General features: G+C 45.3%; 13 protein-coding genes and 2 tRNA genes. 11 read left to right on the forward strand and 4 right to left on the reverse strand.

Annotation, left to right across the window (positions count from 1 at the left end):
- Nucleotides 1-3428 (reverse strand): VCBS domain-containing protein (locus AB4351_RS06530; RefSeq protein ID WP_372125395.1); only part of this gene is annotated, 3428 nt, incomplete at its 3' end.
- Nucleotides 3429-3661: 233 nt separating this feature from the next.
- Between AB4351_RS06530 and AB4351_RS06535 the strand changes: the two genes are divergently transcribed.
- The 5 genes from AB4351_RS06535 to AB4351_RS06555 all read left to right on the forward strand — a co-directional run bounded on the left by AB4351_RS06535 (nucleotide 3662) and on the right by AB4351_RS06555 (nucleotide 11202).
- The gene (locus AB4351_RS06535) at nucleotides 3662-4126 is read left to right on the forward strand and encodes a hypothetical protein (RefSeq protein WP_372125398.1); all 465 of its coding nucleotides are present in this window, start codon (nucleotides 3662-3664) and stop codon (nucleotides 4124-4126) included.
- 99 nt (nucleotides 4127-4225) lie between these two features.
- Nucleotides 4226-5668 (forward strand): TolC family protein, encoded by a 1443-nt coding sequence (locus AB4351_RS06540; protein WP_372125448.1) that lies wholly within the window; start codon nucleotides 4226-4228, stop codon nucleotides 5666-5668.
- A gap of 11 nt (nucleotides 5669-5679) precedes the next feature.
- Nucleotides 5680-7419 carry an efflux RND transporter periplasmic adaptor subunit gene (locus AB4351_RS06545; protein ID WP_372125400.1) on the forward strand — a complete coding sequence of 580 codons (1740 nt, stop codon included), beginning with the start codon at nucleotides 5680-5682 and terminating at the stop codon, nucleotides 7417-7419.
- Nucleotides 7416-10559: an efflux RND transporter permease subunit gene (locus tag AB4351_RS06550; RefSeq protein WP_372125402.1), complete on the forward strand. Its 3144-nt coding sequence runs from the start codon at nucleotides 7416-7418 to the stop codon at nucleotides 10557-10559. The genes AB4351_RS06545 and AB4351_RS06550 overlap by 4 nt, the downstream gene beginning before the upstream one ends.
- A gap of 103 nt (nucleotides 10560-10662) precedes the next feature.
- Complete coding sequence (locus tag AB4351_RS06555; protein ID WP_229648411.1) at nucleotides 10663-11202, forward strand: cupredoxin family protein; 540 nt, start codon at nucleotides 10663-10665, stop codon at nucleotides 11200-11202.
- A gap of 126 nt (nucleotides 11203-11328) precedes the next feature.
- Here AB4351_RS06555 and AB4351_RS06560 read toward each other — a convergent pair whose 3' ends face one another.
- From AB4351_RS06560 to AB4351_RS06570, 3 genes are all read right to left on the reverse strand, one after another.
- A complete protein-coding gene (locus AB4351_RS06560; protein ID WP_065583933.1) occupies nucleotides 11329-11586 on the reverse strand; it encodes a hypothetical protein in 258 nt (85 codons plus the stop codon).
- 325 nt (nucleotides 11587-11911) lie between these two features.
- A tRNA-Gly gene (locus tag AB4351_RS06565) sits at nucleotides 11912-11986 on the reverse strand.
- Between the two features lie 38 nt (nucleotides 11987-12024).
- A tRNA-Gly gene (locus tag AB4351_RS06570) sits at nucleotides 12025-12099 on the reverse strand.
- Nucleotides 12100-12624: 525 nt separating this feature from the next.
- Between AB4351_RS06570 and AB4351_RS06575 the strand changes: the two genes are divergently transcribed.
- The 6 genes from AB4351_RS06575 to AB4351_RS06600 all read left to right on the forward strand — a co-directional run bounded on the left by AB4351_RS06575 (nucleotide 12625) and on the right by AB4351_RS06600 (nucleotide 18026).
- Nucleotides 12625-13788 carry a threonine/serine exporter family protein gene (locus tag AB4351_RS06575; protein WP_004731486.1) on the forward strand — a complete coding sequence of 388 codons (1164 nt, stop codon included), beginning with the start codon at nucleotides 12625-12627 and terminating at the stop codon, nucleotides 13786-13788.
- 180 nt (nucleotides 13789-13968) lie between these two features.
- Nucleotides 13969-14307 (forward strand): zinc ribbon domain-containing protein YjdM, encoded by a 339-nt coding sequence (locus tag AB4351_RS06580; protein WP_017088858.1) that lies wholly within the window; start codon nucleotides 13969-13971, stop codon nucleotides 14305-14307.
- Nucleotides 14308-14406: 99 nt separating this feature from the next.
- Nucleotides 14407-14829, forward strand: a complete 423-nt coding sequence (locus AB4351_RS06585) for an N-acetyltransferase (RefSeq protein WP_017067098.1) — start codon at nucleotides 14407-14409, stop codon at nucleotides 14827-14829.
- Between the two features lie 46 nt (nucleotides 14830-14875).
- Nucleotides 14876-15328, forward strand: a complete 453-nt coding sequence (locus tag AB4351_RS06590) for a GNAT family N-acetyltransferase (RefSeq protein ID WP_372125405.1) — start codon at nucleotides 14876-14878, stop codon at nucleotides 15326-15328.
- Nucleotides 15329-15468: 140 nt separating this feature from the next.
- A complete protein-coding gene (locus AB4351_RS06595) occupies nucleotides 15469-16830 on the forward strand; it encodes a DUF1800 family protein (protein WP_372125407.1) in 1362 nt (453 codons plus the stop codon).
- 8 nt (nucleotides 16831-16838) lie between these two features.
- On the forward strand, nucleotides 16839-18026 hold the full coding sequence (locus tag AB4351_RS06600) for a DUF1501 domain-containing protein (RefSeq protein WP_372125410.1): 1188 nt from the start codon (nucleotides 16839-16841) through the stop codon (nucleotides 18024-18026).
- The last annotated feature ends 17 nt before the right edge of the window (nucleotides 18027-18043 follow it).

An 18043-nucleotide genomic window follows, 5' to 3' on the forward strand; every position in this document is an offset into this window, starting at 1 on the left:
GACTGACCATTGGCCAAATGATTAAATGCGGGATCAGTGGCATCAACAATTAACGTATGCCCATCAGTATCTAAGGTGATGCCTGCGGGGATTTTCCCTGCCTGAGGTTGACCATCGATGGCATATTCAAGGTGGCTGATGGTTAAAGCGTCGCCCTCTTTATCTGTGGCGCCTACTAGCAGATTGAGGGTGTGATGATTATCGGCCCCCTCACTGACACTGTCGGTTAAAGGTGTCACATCAGGGTTGTCGTTAACCGCAGCTAAGTTGGTGGTTGCACCTGTATGTGTAATACCACCGTGGGCATCCTTAACGTCATAGCTAAAGTGTACATCGCCGTTATAGTCTTTTTCTGGGGTAAAGGTAAACGTGCCATCGGCATTGTTTAGAATGGATCCATGGTCAGCATGCAGGTTTTCAATGGTTAGTTTACCGGCGTCATTGGCATCCACATCGACGGTATTCGCTAACAGTTGCGCGGTGGTTAAGGTTTGGCGTGTATCTTCACTGCCATTTGCAAGCACCACTTCAGATGAACAGTAAGGTCTGTCGTTACTGCCGTGAATGGTGATGACAATATCGTGTGTTGTACCATCTTTTGAATGGACTGTAATCGTATCGGTTAAGCTTTGCCCTTCACCAAGTTGGTCAATTGCAGTGCCACGCGTTGTGGGTCTAGCACCTATACCTGATAGATGCCCGGCATCGGCGTGATAATGCCATGTACCGTCATTTTGTAGAATCAGATCTCCATAGGTACCGTGGTAGTCGTAACCATTGCTACCTTGCTTTTCAAAAATAGACTCACCCGTATCAGGGTCTGTAATGGTTAGCTTGCCATCCGCATAGAGTGTTGTATTGCCAAGTGTGGCGATGCCAGGTTGGGCATAGTCGGGAGACATGTTAACGCCAGCAGTATTTTCAGATATAGAGGCAGTATCAACGCCGCCAATAATAGCCGCATTATTTGTCCCATTGACGGTAATAGTAACTTGATGTGGCGTGCCATCGGCAGAATGAACGGTGATGATGTCAGTGGTTTTTGAACCTTGCTCTAACGCTTGCACGGTTGGGTTTGTATTGTCTAAATCATAGGTCCAATCACCGTTATCTTTAAGATGTAGGGTACCTAATTGACCTGCGATATCGGTATTTGAGAAGTGCGCTTCGCCTGTATCGGTATCAGTAATAGTCAGAGTCCCAGACGTTTGTAATTGCGACTCTTCCGTTACCGCACCAGAGTTAGTGCCTGCAATCACAGCTTTGTCATTAGTCCCATTTACAGTAACAGTGATTTGATGTGGCGTGCCATCGGCGGAGTGAACGGTGATAGTGTCCGTCGCCGATTTACCTTGGGCTAACGCTTGCACGGTTGGATTGTTATTATCTAAATCATAGGTCCAATCACCGTTATCTTTAAGATGTAGGGTGCCTAATTGACCAACAATATCGCTATCAGAGAAGTGGGCTTCACCTGTGTCTGTGTCACTAATAGTTAATGTGCCAAATGTGGTTAATACCGTTTCTTCAGTCACTTGACCCGTATTAGTGCCTGCAATCACCGCACTGTCATTAGTGCCATTGATGGTAATAGTAACTTGATGTGGCGTGCCATCGGCAGAGTGAACGGTGATGCTGTCGGTTGCCGTTTTGCCTTGCGCTAACGCTTGCACGGTCGGATTTTGATTGTCTAAATCGTAGGTCCAATCACCGTTATCTTTAAGATGTAGGGTACCTAATGAACCAACAATGTCTGTATTCGAGAAGTGATCTTCGCCTTTATCGGTATCTGTAATAGTCAGAGTCCCAGACGTTTGTAATTGCGACTCTTCAGTTACCGCACCAGAGTTAGTGCCTGCAATCACCGCAGTGTCGTTAGTGCCATTCACGGTAATAGTAACTTGATGTGGCGTGCCATCGGCAGAGTGAACGGTGATAGTGTCCGTCGCCGTTTTACCTTGCGCTAGTGCTTGAACTGCCGTGTTTTTGTTATCTAAATCGTAGGTCCAATTACCGTTATCTTTAAGATGTAGGGTGCCTAATTGACCTGCGATATCGGTATTCGAGAAGTGATCTTCGCCTTTATCGGTATCTGTAATAGTCAGAGTCCCAGACGTTTTCAGTTGCGACTCTTCAGTTACCGCCCCTGAATTTGTACCTGAAATAACAGCAGTATCATTAGTGCCATTAACGGTAATAGTGACTTGATGTGGTGTGCCATCGGCAGAGTGAACAGTGACGATGTCTGTCGCAGTTGAACCTTGGCCAAGTCTTTGAACTACTGGGTTATTGTTGTCTAAACTGTATGTCCACGCACCGTCTTTGGTGATGCTTAGCGTACCGAAATTGCTAGTTACTTGTGATGCCTGAAAATGATCTTCTCCAAGATCTGAATCTGTTACCGAAAGCTGCCCTTGAACTTGTGTCGTTAAATCTTCAGTTAACGTGCCAGCATCCACACCTGTGATAACGGCGTTGTCGTCGTTCCCGCCGATCGTCATATCGATCGTTTGCGGTGTGCCATCTTTGGTGTGAATTGTGAAACTTTCATGCAGTGAAGTGGCTGCGGTTAAAGCTTGAACATTAGAGAGCGAGTTATCAACTTGATACTGCCAATGTCCATCAGCATCGATAGTTAATGAACCATATTTACCTGAGATAACTTCCGGCGTAACCGAACTTTCATTTTGGTCAGGGTCTATGACATCGATTTTGCCGTTCGCATGTAACAAGCCTTGTGAATCAATATTGTGATCTTCTGTTACCACACCTGTTAAGTCTCCAGAAATATTTGGCGTGTCTTGCTTACCTGTTACCGGTATCTGAACAATGATGCTCGAGCCGTTAGATAGATGTAACGCAAAATGATCAGTACTTGGTTGGTGCTGGTTTAACAGGATGTATTGAGGAGAATTTGGATTCAATACGAATGTGTATTGACCATTTGCATCAACATGAAGCTCTCCGTAGGTACCTTTTATGACTTCTGGCATAAAGGTGACGGGTAAAGCGGGTGTCGTCGGCGCATTTGAATGAGTCGGCTGACCGTTACTTCCTGAGGAGATAGTCGGCATCGATACCGAAGGAATGTAATGGACTTGCGGGTGAGAAAGCGTCGACAAATGATGAGAAGGAACCAAGTTAGAGCTCGAGCCATGGTCGTCGCTGACATCTTTTTCTGTCACGTTATTTACGGGTAGCTGATCTACGGTATCGCCCGAGCTGTCTGCACCCTGGGCAGACGCGTGTTTAGCCAATGATGGCAGTATCATCATGAGTGATTGAAAAAGTGGGATATTAACTTTTAGGTGTGAATGCAGTCTGAGCTTCTTTTTTTGTGTTGGTTTCTTTTGTTCTAGCTCGTTACTTTTCTTATTTTTGATTTCTGTATTTTTCTTGTTTGCTTCGACGTTTTTTTTGTTAGCCATTTTTCTCATCCGTGAATCGTGGTTGCACTATTTTAAGTAAAATACACAGATAGAGGTTTCGCTAGCTAATTGGATAATTTTTAAAGAAAAAACTGCAAAGTCGAAGAATTATCTCATTTTGATGAAAGAGAGGATGAATACTTTTTCAACGGTCAGGTAAATATCGGCACAATGGCATTGACCTTACCCTAAGGGGAACGTTTATAGTTGCGTTGTAAATTCAAAGGTAAACTATGACAAACACATTCCGAAAAACTTGGATTATTGTTTTCAGCATCATTGCGATGTTGATGTCTAGCTATGCCTCAAGCTCCTCAGCCTTGATGACTGAAGTAATGATGATGGAAATGGGGTCGAGCAAGTCGGCTTGTTACCACAGCGATACTTCGGTTAATGATTCAATGGCAGGGTGTCATGTGATGAGTGAAGAAGTACACGCTGAAGACTCTAACATGAGTGCCCATGCTTTGATGGCTCAATTCGATATGTCTTCAATGAGCGAAGACGGCAGTCCGATGATGGGTAACCATTGTTCGAGTGCCGATTGCTGTGCCTCAATATGTTCTGCAAGTCCCTATCCAATTCAGGCTGTTCAAGCCGTTGATCAACTTTCCTTTTCATTAGCTCGTTTTCAATCGGTCACGATTGGCCAGAAAGTCGCACGCGCTCAATCTTTGCTACGCCCACCTTCCGCATAAATCTATATCTAAAAATACAGCTCTATCAGTTAGATAAACCTGATAAGCCATTCTTTTTTATGCGCTAATTAGCGCTAGATATGGACATTCATTGTGAATATGAAACCAACAACCTCTGTGTTTGTCATGAACACGAGCTTAGTGGTTGCTGCTGTTTTGCCTATGGCCTTGTTTTCAAGTGCTACGCTCGCGGCTACCACGGCGTCAGCTTCAAATGCTCAACACATTTCAGCACATGACCAAGCAAGCTCGACGCAGCAACTCAATACACTGATTGAGATTGCTTTAAGCGAAGATGGAAATCGCAAACAGTACTTTGCTCAGTCTCAAGCGATGCGAGAAACGGGCATTGCCAGCTCGACCTTAATGGACCCGAAATTGAAAGTTGGATTTGGCGGTTTGCCTGTCGATAGCTTTCAATTCGACGAAGACCCGATGACCAATATATCGGTAGGGTTGATGCAGCAGTTTGAGCGTGGCGATACGCTTAACCTCCAACAGAAAAAGGCAGGCCAACAGGCAGATGCTTTAGCTTTGCAGGTGCAAGCAAGAGAATTGACGGTTGCGAATAGCATGACGCAGCTTTGGCTTGAGTTAGGTTATCAGCAAAAGGCTGAGTCGGTGATTCGTCAAAATCGTCGTTTGTTGGTTGAGCTTGAAAACTATGTACAAACCAATTACTCGATTGGTAAAAGTGAAGCGCAAGATCTGCTTAATGCTCAGCTTCAAGTGAGCAAGCTTGATGATAAACTTCAGGCAAACCAGCAAGTTCAGCGCCGCTTAATCTCTCAGCTTTCTGAATGGTTGGGTTCTGATTGGCTAGGCTCTCAGGTTCTTGATTCTCAGGGCACACTGAATGCAACTAACCAAATCGATTGGTCATGGTTAGAAAGCAAATTAGCGACCAATATCGATTCAACCAAGCACTACCAGCTACTGACTGACCATCCTTTGGTTAAGATCTCCGATGTCAGTATTTCCTCTAATCAAACTCAGGTTGAGTTAGCAGAGCAAGCTTATACCCCGCAGTTTGGGGTAGAAGTGATGTATGCACACCGTCAAGCCAATAACATGGCGGGTGAACCAGCTTCTGATCTGGTGAGTGCTTATCTGACAGTCGACATCCCGCTGTTTGCGGGGAATCGACAAGATAAAAACTTATCGGCTGCTCAGTATCAAGTTGGTGCGGCCAAATCTCAAAAAGACACCTTACTTTCCCAAATGAACGCGCAAGTGAATGCATTGCTGGTGGACAGATCAAATCTGATCCAGCGATTAGATCGCTATCAAACGTCCTTGCTTCCTCAAACCGCAGCGCGAATCAGCGCGGTTGAGAGGGGCTATCAAAACAATACCGCTCAGTTTAATGATGTCATTTTAGCAACGACCGATGAGCTAGCGCTTAAGTTAGAGCAACAACGTTTGATCACCGATCTCAATATCGTTAACAGCAAACTGGCGGCGTTAGTCAGTGGCTTTGAATACCAAGTAAACCAACCACAACTCAACTCAAGCGCAACTAAACACACAGCCAATCAATAAGGGGATAGACAATGAATACAGTAAAAGTAGCGACTATCGCTTTATTGGTCGGTGGAGCATTGGGTTTTAGTGTGAATCACTTTGTCGTTGGGTCAGCACATAACATGTCAGCAATGGCAACGAGTATAGACGCCGAAGTAAGTAAACAAACCAAGGATGAACCTCTGTATTGGGTGGCTCCGATGGACCCAAATTATCAGCGAGACAAGCCGGGTCAGTCACCTATGGGGATGGATTTAATCCCTGTTTACGCGGATGACTCAAGTGGTGCTAAAGATGAGCCCGGTACCGTGTTCATTGATTCGTCGGTAGAAAATAATCTGGGTGTCAAAACAGCGAAAGTTAAGTTCGAAGCGCTGTCTCCTCGGATTGAAACCGTGGGTTATGTGGCGTTCGATGAAAGTACATTGTGGCAAACCAACGTGCGTGTTTCTGGTTGGGTTGAGAAGCTCTACATCAACGCAGTGGGTGAGAAGGTAAACAAAGGTGATGTGCTTTTCACACTCTATTCTCCAGAGCTTGTTAAAGCACAAGAAGAGTTGATCAGTGCTTATAAAACGGGTCGTAAAGGTTTGATCAAGGGCTCGACTGAACGCTTAATTACCTTGGGTGTTGATAAGACTCAAATCCGCGCTATTACGCGCAAAGGCAAAGCCTCACAAACCATTGAAGTCAAAGCGCCAGCCGATGGTGTCATCGCAAGTTTGAATATCCGAGAAGGTGGTTACCTTTCACCTGCACAAGCGGTGATCAGTGCTGGCCCATTAGGCGAAGTATGGGTTGATGCTGAGGTGTTTGAGCGTCAAGCGCACTGGATCTCGTCAGGCAGCAATGCGGTGATGACGCTAGATGCCATTCCCGGCAAAGAGTGGTTGGGTAATGTCGATTACGTGTACCCAATCCTTGACCCAAAAACTCGAACCTTGCGCGTTCGTTTGAAGTTCTCCAATCCAAATGGCGAGCTTAAGCCAAATATGTTTGCCAATATTGCGCTGAAACCCATCAGTGATGAAGCCGTTCTTACTATCCCAAGATCTTCGGTGATTCACTCCGGTGGTATGACTCGAGTGGTGATGTCAAAAGGTTCTGGCAAGTATCGCTCTGCTCGTATTGAGGTTGGTCGTGAAGCTGGCGAAAAAATAGAGGTGCTTCAAGGGCTAGAGCAAGGCGAAAACATTGTCACTTCTGCGCACTTCATGTTGGATTCTGAATCGAGCCAATCTGCTGATCTGTCACGCATCAATGGTGTTGAGGAACAAGCTGAAACCGTATGGGCAAACGGTGAAATTTCCGATGTTATGCAAGGCAGTCGCATGGTGACGATTAACCATCAGCCTGTTCCTGAATGGGATTGGCCGGGCATGGTGATGAATTTCACCTTTGCGGAAGGCTTAGACATGAGTGACGTGCAACGTGGTGAGGCGATTGATTTTGAGATGAGAAAGACAGAGTCAGGGCAGTACGAGGTTGTGGATTACAAGGTCAACAAACACAAGATCGCTGGCGAAGTTTGGGTAACAGGCGACATCACTATGTTGATGGCAGATTTTGGCATGATCACCGTAAAACATCAGCCAGTCCCTGAGTGGAATTGGAAAGCGGGTGAAATGAATTTCCAAGCCAGTGATGACCTTGATTTATCTGAGTTTACCGAAGGTCAAACCATTCGGTTTCTAGTGGCGAAGCAAGGTTCTGATTATGTGCTCAAATCTCTCGAACCGACGAATAGCACGGGTGAGGGCGAACTATGATCAATGCAATCATTCGCTGGTCTATTAGCAACCGCTTCTTAGTGCTGGTTGCTACTGCAGCCATCGTATTTGGCGGCTTATACAGCGTTAAAAATACACCAGTCGATGCCATTCCTGATTTGTCAGATGTTCAGGTGATCATCAAAACCAGTTATCCGGGACAAGCGCCGCAAGTGGTCGAGGATCAGGTGACTTATCCATTAACCACCGCCATGTTAGCTGTACCGGGTGCTGAAACGGTTCGTGGTTACTCGTTCTTTGGTGATTCCTATGTCTATATCATCTTCAATGACGATACTGATATGTACTGGGCACGTTCACGAGTGTTGGAGTACTTAAGCCAAGTTGCACCTAACTTACCTTCGAGTGCTAAGCCAACACTAGGGCCAGATGCAACCGGTGTGGGCTGGGTTTACAGCTACGTGTTGCAAGATAAAACCGGTCAGCACGACTTAGCGGAACTTCGTAGTTTGCAAGATTGGTTCTTGAAGTATGAGTTGCAAACCGTAGAAGGCGTGTCTGAAGTGGCGACCGTTGGTGGCATGGTGAAGCAGTACCAAGTACAGATTGATCCTGCCAAGTTACGTGCTTACGACCTAACGCTTCAGCAAGTCAACAAGGCAATCCAAGATGGTAATCAAGAAACAGGAGCGTCTGTTGTTGAGATTGCGGAAGCCGAACATATGGTTCGTACCACCGGTTACCTGACAAGCATCGAAGACATTCAATCTCTGCCGCTAAAAGTGACCGACAAAGGTACTCCGTTGCTATTAGGTGACATTGCTGACATCAACCTTGGCCCGCAAATGCGTCGTGGTATCTCGGAACTCAACGGTGAGGGCGAGGCGGTTGGCGGCGTTATCGTGATGCGCTTTGGTGAAAATGCCAGTGAAGTGATCGACTCGGTTAAATCCAAACTCGCTGAACTGCAAGCTGGCTTGCCTGATGGTGTTGAGATTGTCGCGACTTATGACCGTTCGACTTTGATTGATTCAGCCGTTGAAAACCTTTGGAAGAAGCTGGCTGAAGAGTTCATCGTGGTCGCCGTGGTGTGTGCGCTGTTCTTGTTCCATATCCGCTCGTCGTTGGTTATCGCACTAAGTCTGCCTGTTGGTATCTTAGGTGCATTCATTGTGATGCATTGGCAGGGTATTAACGCCAATATCATGTCTCTTGGCGGGATCGCGATTGCGATTGGCGCCATGGTGGATGGTGCCATCGTGATGATCGAGAACGTTCATAAACACATTGAACGGACTCCGCTCACTGACAAAAACCGTTGGCAGGTGATTGGTAAGGCAGCAGAAGAAGTTGGCGCACCGCTGTTCTTCTCTCTGATTATCATTACCTTGAGTTTTGTGCCTGTGTTCGCGCTAGAAGGGCAAGAGGGCAAGATGTTCTCGCCACTTGCATTTACCAAGACGTATGCAATGGCCGCTGCAGCCGGTTTGGCTATCACGCTTGTTCCTGTGCTAATGGGTTACTTCATTCGCGGCAACGTGTTACCTGAACACAAAAACCCAGTAAACCGAAGCCTAGTGGCGATGTATAAACCGCTTCTGAACCTCAGCCTCAAGTATCCCAAGGTGATGATTGTTATCGCACTTGGCTTAATGGCGTCTGCTTATTACCCAACCAGTAAGCTTGGTAGTGAGTTCATTCCTCCTTTGGATGAAGGGGATTTGATGTACATGCCAACCACGTATCCGGGCATCTCAATTGGTAAAGCGCGTGAGTTGTTGCAACAAACCAACAAACTCATCAAAACCATTCCAGAAGTCGAAACCACGTGGGGCAAAATTGGTCGAGCAGAGACAGCAACCGATCCTGCGCCACTGACTATGATTGAAACGGTTATTCAGCTTAAACCGCGAGATCAGTGGCGTGACGGTGTCACTACGGAGTCTCTGCGTAAAGAGTTTGATGATCTGATTCAATTCCCCGGTTTGACCAATGCGTGGGTCATGCCAATCAAAACGCGTATCGACATGTTGGCGACCGGTATCAAAACGCCAATTGGTATCAAAATCGCAGGCCCAGATCTGAGCGTGATTGAGGATATTGGCTCTCAACTTGAACCCATCCTCAACAGCGTCAGTGGTACGGCTTCTGTCTACGCTGAGCGTGTTGCGGGTGGTCGTTATGTGACGATAGACATCAAACGCCGTTCTGCTGCGCGATATGGCTTGAGCATTAAAGAAGTGCAACAGGTTATTTCGACTGCGGTTGGTGGCATGAACGTGGGCGAAACCGTTGAGGGACTAGAGCGTTATCCAATCAATGTTCGTTATCCACAAAGCTATCGTGATTCTGTCGTTAAGTTGCAGAACCTGCCGTTAGTGACACCAAATGGAGCGCGAATTGCTTTGTCTGATGTTGCAGATATTCGCTATGAAGATGGACCACCAATGATTAAGACGGAGAACGCGCGTCCTAATGGTTGGGTGTTCGTTGACATCGAAGGTCGCGACCTTGGTTCTTATGTGGCAGAGGCGCAAAAAATCGTTACAGATCAAATCGTCTTACCTGCGGGTTATTCATTGGCGTGGTCTGGTCAATACGAATACATGGAGCGTGCGAAGGAGCGTTTGAGTGTCGTTGTGCCAATCACAATCGCCATCATCATGTTGTTGCTCTACCTCAGCTTCCGCCGTGTCGGTGAGGTGATGATGATCATGCTGACATTGCCACTCGCAATGGTTGGTGGCCTATGGCTGATGCATGTCCTCAATTACAACTTCTCCATTGCGGTGGGTGTGGGCTTTATCGCCCTTGCCGGGGTTGCTGTTGAGATAGGTGTGATCATGTTGGTCTACCTAAACCAAGCATGGTACTACAAAAAATTGGATGCGGAGCAGAACCAGCAAGCACTTCAGAGTGAAGACTTAACGGATGCGATTCGTGAGGGCGCAGGACTGCGTGTTCGTCCTGTGATGATGACGGTACTTACCGTGATCATTGGCCTCATTCCAATTATGTATGGTGAGGGAACGGGCTCTGAAGTGATGCAGCGAATTGCCGCGCCGATGATAGGCGGAATGGCGTCGGCACTGTTGCTAACCCTACTGGTTTTGCCTGCAATCTTTAAGCTCTGGAAACAGCGAGAGATTACTCAGAGCCAAAACGAGACAAGTAAATAACGCACTGACTATAAAGCCCTTACTTGCGAGACCGGAGTAGGTAAGGGCGCACCACATGAATATGTGAAACTAACATAAAACAGAATTAATCTAAGGAACGACCATGAAAAAGACACTAATTGCTATCGCTCTAACACTGACCACTGCAACGGCTTTTGCTGAAATGGATCACTCAATGATGAAAAATGGAGAGATGGATCATTCAAAAATGGATCACAGCATGATGAAGGATGGAAAGATGGACCATTCGATGATGAATATGGAAGGCATGTCTGAAGTGGGTATGCCTGCGACAGGCGCAAAGCCGGATAAAGTGGTTCATGTTCTGCTAAGTGACGATATGAAAATCACATTTAAGAACAAGGTTGATATTGAGCCGAACGACGTGGTGCAGTTCGTTGTGATGAACACAGGCAAGATTGATCACGAATTCTCGATTGGTTCTGCTTCAGAGCAATTAGAGCACCGTGAAATGATGAAAAACACGGGTAATCACGCCCATGACTCGGGTAGCACAGTTACAGTTAAGCCGGGTAAAGCGAAGCAATTGCTGTGGCATTTCCATGGTGATAATAACGTAGAGTTAGCGTGCAATATCCCTGGTCACGCTGAAGCGGGTATGGTGAAGTCGTTAACGCTTTAGACGTTAATCAATAGCGCTTTGTTGAATTAGAAATTCAATGAGGGCTAGAAAATTAAAGATAAGTCTTAACTTATACCTAAAGCGCTTTGCTGTGAGGGATTCGCTGAGGCTTATCTTTATTTATAGTCACTGTAGCAAGATAGAAGTTTCAAGCAGATGGTGTGCTTCGCCGCTCAGATGCGGTAGCTCTGCCATGATCTTTTTAAACTTGTCATCGATTGACTCTGCTTCATTCAGCGATCGAAAAGCCAGTACAGCCTGTTCAGGCTCGCTGTTCACATAACCTTTCAATGTATCTAGCTGAATTTTATTGGCATTTTCAACTTTTGCTAGCGCGACATTAATTGCTTCGATGCTAATTGTTAACTCATTGCTTTTAAACATTTTTTATTATTTATGGGTTGTTGCTAATGCGCGCACATTAACACAATGATTTTTGCAGATATTGACCAAGATTATTAAATTGGAACAATTTTGAAAATCATTAAAAGCTGAACTGCAATGTGTGATTTGGATAGGTGTCAGAAATACGAAGCGAATTAAGGAGTTAATAGCTTTGGTTGGTCACTTAGCGTTGATTCGTCAATCTAAGCTTAAATAAAATAAGTTTAGTCAGTATAGATTTAATGATTATGGACTTAGCAAACGGCGAAAATTTTTGAATAGGGTGTCGCTGGAAGAAAGTGCGTAATGAAGCTTAAGGAGAAGTTGGAGCGTGCAGCGGGAATCGAACCCGCATCATCAGCTTGGAAGGCTGAGGTAATAGCCATTATACGATGCACGCACACTGTCTTATGAGTCAGACTGAGGCGTTAAGAGACTTGGAGCGTGCAGCGGGAATCGAACCCGCATCATCAGCTTGGAAGGCTGAGGTAATAGCCATTATACGATGCACGCACATCGCCTTAACGAGTTTGATAATGCCACATCTAACTGAAAACGAAACCTTTTTCTTTCATTTTTATTCTAAGTGCTCGCATAACCACCACTCCGCTAGTTTTTCCATCATGTTCGGCGCTTTCAGAGTGAATAAAACGTGACTAAAATCTCGTTAAAAGGAGGGCGAGAAATATTAGTAGATGTCATGCTGCTTTTTGCGATAAATCCGAGTCAATTTATAAACACGCTTTGGTGGTGCTTAGTTGTCATAAATCTCATGAAAATTAAGGAATTTGGAGTGTTAACATAAACTGATTTTTATTTGTGTTTTGGCGTCCACTAATAACAATCTGAATGCATAAATTTAACTTATCAGCCTGTCAAAACATTCAGTAAACTAATCCCAAATGAGTAGAGTTATAGGCACTTATAAGCCTTTGCAGAAAAAAGTAACGAGTTCAGTTGATAATTCACGCAAAAGTCTCGTCATTCCGTCTATCGTTTGGTACATTTGCCGCACATTTTGTCTCCCCTAAAATTCCCATGCCTTCTCAGTTCCGAATTAACAAAATTGTTGAAATTGGTGACACTCTTCACCGCAGTGGCTGTGCTCCTTACAAGCTAGAGAAATACACTCAATTCTATGCAAAAAAGCATGGTGTGGATGTGATGATCCAAGCAACGCCAACTGCGATTAACTATCAATTTCCAGACGATAACAACGCCGTTATTCTTAAGCGTCTAAAGCCTGCGTCAATTAACCTGAGTTTGTTGGCCAATACGATCATTCGTATTAACCAGCCAAGCAGTGAGCCTGTACCAGAACCTGTCGGTTACTCAAAATTTGTGACTGCACTTGCCAATATGGGTATTCCGCCTGCTTATTTGATGCTGGTGGGCAGTACGTTGGAAGCGGTGGGCTTTTCTGCGTTATTGGGTTTGATGGTTTGGGTATGTCAGCAAGTTCTTCATTCACGTCGTGCTATTGCGGTTGAGTTCATCTCGGCACTGTTAACGGGTATCTTTGTAGCGTTTTTGGCGAGTACAGGGTTGCCGATTCCGGTGTGGGCGTTGTGTATCGCCTCGATTGTCCTGTTTGTCCCCGGGTTATCCATAGCCAACGCATTAGAATGTTTGGCGTTTAATGACTTGGTTTCTGGTACCAGCTTGCTAGGGCAGAGCGCCTTAACCCTGATTAAGCTGTTTGTCGGGATTATCATGGGGCTCAACATCGGTGAAGCGATATGGGGACAAGCGGTCTCCATCGACTATACCAACGCGGTACCGATGTGGATGCACATATCTGGCTTGGTGCTGATCTCTGTGTCTATCGGTGTGATGTTCAATGCACGTCCTAAGGACATCTTACTTGGCTTGCCAGTTGCGGTTCTTGGTATGTGGGGCCCATTCTATCTAGGTTTTGATAGTGGTTGGGTTGTAGGTACTTGGGTTACGACGGTTCTTATTACTTTGTACGGAACTTGGATTGCTAAAAAGATGGAGCTCACGGGCTCTATTTATATCGTGCAAGGGATCATCATCTTGGTTCCGGGTAGCCGAGTATTAGTGAGTGCTAGCCAGTCGGTGTTTGAACAATCGATTTTGCCTATCCCGAGTATCGGTTTGTCGGCGTTATTCATGTTCTCTGCAATCGTGGCAGGGCAAATCACCGCTTACTCGATTTACTCACCAAAAGTCGAACGTTAAACCTTTCCGCTTCTCAAGTTTTTAAACAAACACAGCTTAGCGGCTGTGTTTGTTCGTTTTAGGAATGGCTCTTTTTTTAAAGACAATTAGTTCTCCGTAAAACTTGTTAGATTTATGCTCGCTAAGCCTGACAAGAGTCATTAAAATGGAACAAATTCTATTTAAATGAAGTATTAACGTATGTCTCTACCTCCTTGTCCGCAATGCCAATCTGAATATGTCTATCAAGACCAAAACAACCTAATCTGCCCTGAGTGTGCCTATGAATGGAATCCGGAAGAAGAACGTTTAGAAAGAGAAGCTGCGCGTGTTAAGGACGTGAATGGCGTTGTATTGGAAAGTGGCGATAAAGTTACCTTCATTAAAGATCTAAAAATTAAAGGCAGTTCTAGCGTATTGAAAATTGGTACTAAAGCTGTGATTCGACGCATCAATGAAGGTAAAGATCACCAGCTAGATTGCAAGCTGGATGGAGGCGGTGAAATGCTGGTTACGGCGAAGTACGTTAAGAAGCAGTAACCATTGTTTCAAATAATTGTCGTAAATCTTCAATAAGTTTAAGTCGCTTCTCGACATACTTATTCGCATATTAAAACGCAATAATTTTAGAGAATTAAGATGATTAGAGAGTACAACCCAGCTGATATTGAGGTCGTTTTAGATATTTGGTTAACCGCCTCGATCAAGGCGCATGACTTTGTGGCTCCTGAGTTCTGGGAGTCTCAAGTAGGTAATATGCGCGACATATACATTCCTGCATCAATAACTTACGTGTATCAAGTAGACGGTGAGGTTTGTGGCTTTTATTCGCTTTATGAAGGTATCTTAGCGGCGATATTTGTGAGCCCACAGCATCAAGGCTGTGGTGTTGGTAAGCAACTTATCCAACACGCGAAGCTTGAATGCCCGAATCTGTCTTTGAATGTGTATAAAGAGAACCAAGCGACCATTGAGTTCTACTTGTCTCAAGGTTTCTCTATTGTGAGCGAACAAACTGATGAGCACACAGGACATCAAGAATACACCATGCACTTATCTTAAGCTTGATAACTAAACCCGGTAGAAAAGTAACAGGAATCAACATCATATGGACATGGTTAAAGCTGCTCTTTCGCATTCAACAAGAGCTGCTCAGTCATCAGATTATGAATTTCTGTTTGAGCTCAAGAAAGCCGCTGAGTTTGAACCGATCAAAGCCGTATTTGGCTGGGATGAGCAAATTCAACGAGATATACACGCCGAAGAGTGTGCAGAAGAACGACCTGAAATCATTGAATATCAAGGCAAGGCGATTGGCAGTGTGTTGTTGCAAGACAAAGGCGAACACTTCTATTTTTGCCGATTCTTCTTACTGCCTGATTATCATGGAAAGGGCATTGGTAGCCAAGTACTGAAAGATTGCTTAACTAAGGCTGACAGCCTCAATAAACCCGTCGAACTTTGTTACCTAAAAGGTAATCGAGTTGGGGAGTTGTACTTGAGGTTTGGCTTTGAAATCACCTCTCAGAACGAGCAGTTTGTCTATATGTGGCGTAAATAGACACTCATTCAAAATGATCACACCGTGTCGGTAACTTGATAGGCACCTGACACTTATCTAACGTAAAACCTTGTAAAGCTCCCTATGCTTGATGACTAAGCGATTACACTTAGAAAAGATCGAGCGTAAGGGAGTGTGCAATGAATTATTACCCGACTTCAAAAATCGTGGGTGAACAAAGGTTTGGCTTTGGGCCAAAACTAGGTCAAACAACCTATTATTCTCCTGTAGAACAGTTGGATAAAAAGCCATTCGTTCACCAAGCTATACAAGACTTACCGAGTACTGAATCTACTCTGATTAAAGTAGGAGAGAATCGTGTACAACGAATGAAGGCCAAGGGTGACGAACAACAGATGCAAGCCACGAAGAAAGAAGCGCAGTCTTTTCTTCGAACGCAGTATCGACAACAAGCTCAAGCTCGCCACCTACAAAGTGTTGAAACTCCTTATGGTTTTCAAGAGCGCATCATTCAGTTTTGGAGCAATCACTTCGCCATCTCGGTCGATAATCGAAAACTGATGCCCTTGGCCGCCAGCATTGAAAACGATGTGGTTCGCCAGCATTGGAATGGTAACTTTGGCGAGATGCTGATGGCTTCTTCTAAACATCCTGCGATGCTTCTGTATCTCGACAATCAACTCTCGATTGGTCCCAATTCAAAAGTCGGAAAGCGCCGTAATAAGGGGCTCAATGAGAACCTCGCTCGTGAGATCTTAGAACTCCACACTCTTGGCGTTGACGGTTCTTACACTCAGCAAGACGTCATTGCCTTAGCAAAAGCGATTTCAGGCTGGGGCATTAAATTCAAATCTCCTGATGCTGGGTTTCGATTTGCTAATAACCTGCATGAGCCAGGAAGTATCACACTGCTTGGAAAGGCTTATTCTCAATCCGGCGTCTCGCAAGGAGAGTCGTGTTTAAAAACCTTAGCGACCCACAAAGACACTGCTGCGTACTTGGTTGGTAAGCTGTGCCAGCATTTCATTGGCGACATACCTAAAGAACTCTCAGAGCAAATGGTTGCTGAATATCTGAGAGGCGAGGGGAATTTACTGCCTGTTTATCGCTTGTTATTGAACAGTACTGAGGCGAGTAAACCTAACCCTAATCGTTTTAGACCGCCGAAGGAGTGGCTGTTTGCCGTTCTTCGTAGTGCCGATATTTCTTTAAACGAGAAACAGGCATTCAATGCACTCAACAATTTAGGGCAGCCTCCTTTTAAACCGGGTTCACCTGCAGGCTGGTCGGATCAAGACAGAGACTACAATAGCCCTTCGGCGTTGACTCAACGTATGCAAGTTGCGAATAGGCTTGCGTCTGCTGCAATAAAATCGGCTAAAGCGTCAGGAGTTAAGCCGAAAGCGGTAGTGGATAAAGTGATCGCGGGTTTATATGGCGATGCTATTGATGAACACACCCAAATTGTATTGAACAAAGCCGACAGCGCTGCAATGCAACTTTCCCTGTTGTGGCTAAGTCCGCAGTTTCAATATCGTTAGGAGTGGGTATGAAAAAGTCAGATTGTTCTCAGAATAAAGCGCCACATAGTATTAACCGCCGCCAGTTCATGGGTATTGCGGCGGCTGTTGGCGTCAGTGCGATGCTGCCATTTCCAAGCTTTGCCAAAACAGGTTCAGACAATATCTTCATTTGGGTATCACTGCGTGGCGCGATGGATGGTTTAAATGTTGTAGTGCCGCATGCCGATCCGGATTACTCTAATTTGAGACCCAACATCGGATTAAAACCTGAACAGCTAGTGAAGTTGGATGATTTCTTTGGACTTCATCCATCCCTAAAGCAGTGCCATCAATGGTATGAAAGTAACGAACTCAGCTTTGTGCACGCTTGTTCAACCGCTTATCGCGAGCGCTCACATTTTGATGGACAGAAGATATTAGAGAACGGCACTTCCGACCCGTTTAACACCGTAGGGTGGATTAACCGTTTACTCACGTTGAGCTCAGAAAAATACGACGGAATAGCGATTGATTCGGGCTTACCACTCATCATGCAGGGCGAATCGACCGTGGCAAGTTGGTACCCAAACCGCTTAAAAACACGCGATAAACAAACGGAATTGCTGGAAGAGTTGTTTCAAAGTGACCAAATGCTGTCTTCAAACTTTGAAAGCGTCATTAAGATAGATCAACTGGTAGGCGACCAAGGTGTTGGCAAACAGTTTAAATCATTGATGGGTAAAACAGGCGACATATTATCGGCTGATAACGGACCAAACATCGCAGCGTTAGAACTCGGCGGATGGGACACTCACGCCAATCAAGGCAACGTAAATGGACGGTTGAGTAATCAACTTAAAACTTTGGATGTTGGGTTAGCGGCTCTCAAGGCTTCACTAGGTGATCGTTGGCAGAAGACAGTGATCATCGCGGCCAGTGAATTTGGTCGAACAGCAAAAGAAAACGGCACTAAAGGCACCGACCACGGCACTGGCAACGTCATGTTTGTTGCGGGTGGTGCGCTGCCATCGTTGAAAGGAGCGGGTGGTAAGGTTATTACCAATTGGCCGGGCTTGAGCCAAAGCCAGCTATATGAAGGCCGAGACCTTAGTCCAACGACTGATATGCGTTCGGTTATCAAGGGTGTGCTCAACCGACATTTATCGATAGAAGTGAAACAACTTAACGCTATCTTCCCTGATAGTGCCGATATTAGACCGATGAATCTTGTTTAGAGTTTTACCAAGACCCA

Origin of the sequence: Vibrio sp. 10N.261.51.F11 (assembly GCF_041471665.1) — a bacterium.
In the GTDB taxonomy this organism is placed as follows: domain Bacteria; phylum Pseudomonadota; class Gammaproteobacteria; order Enterobacterales; family Vibrionaceae; genus Vibrio; species Vibrio crassostreae_C.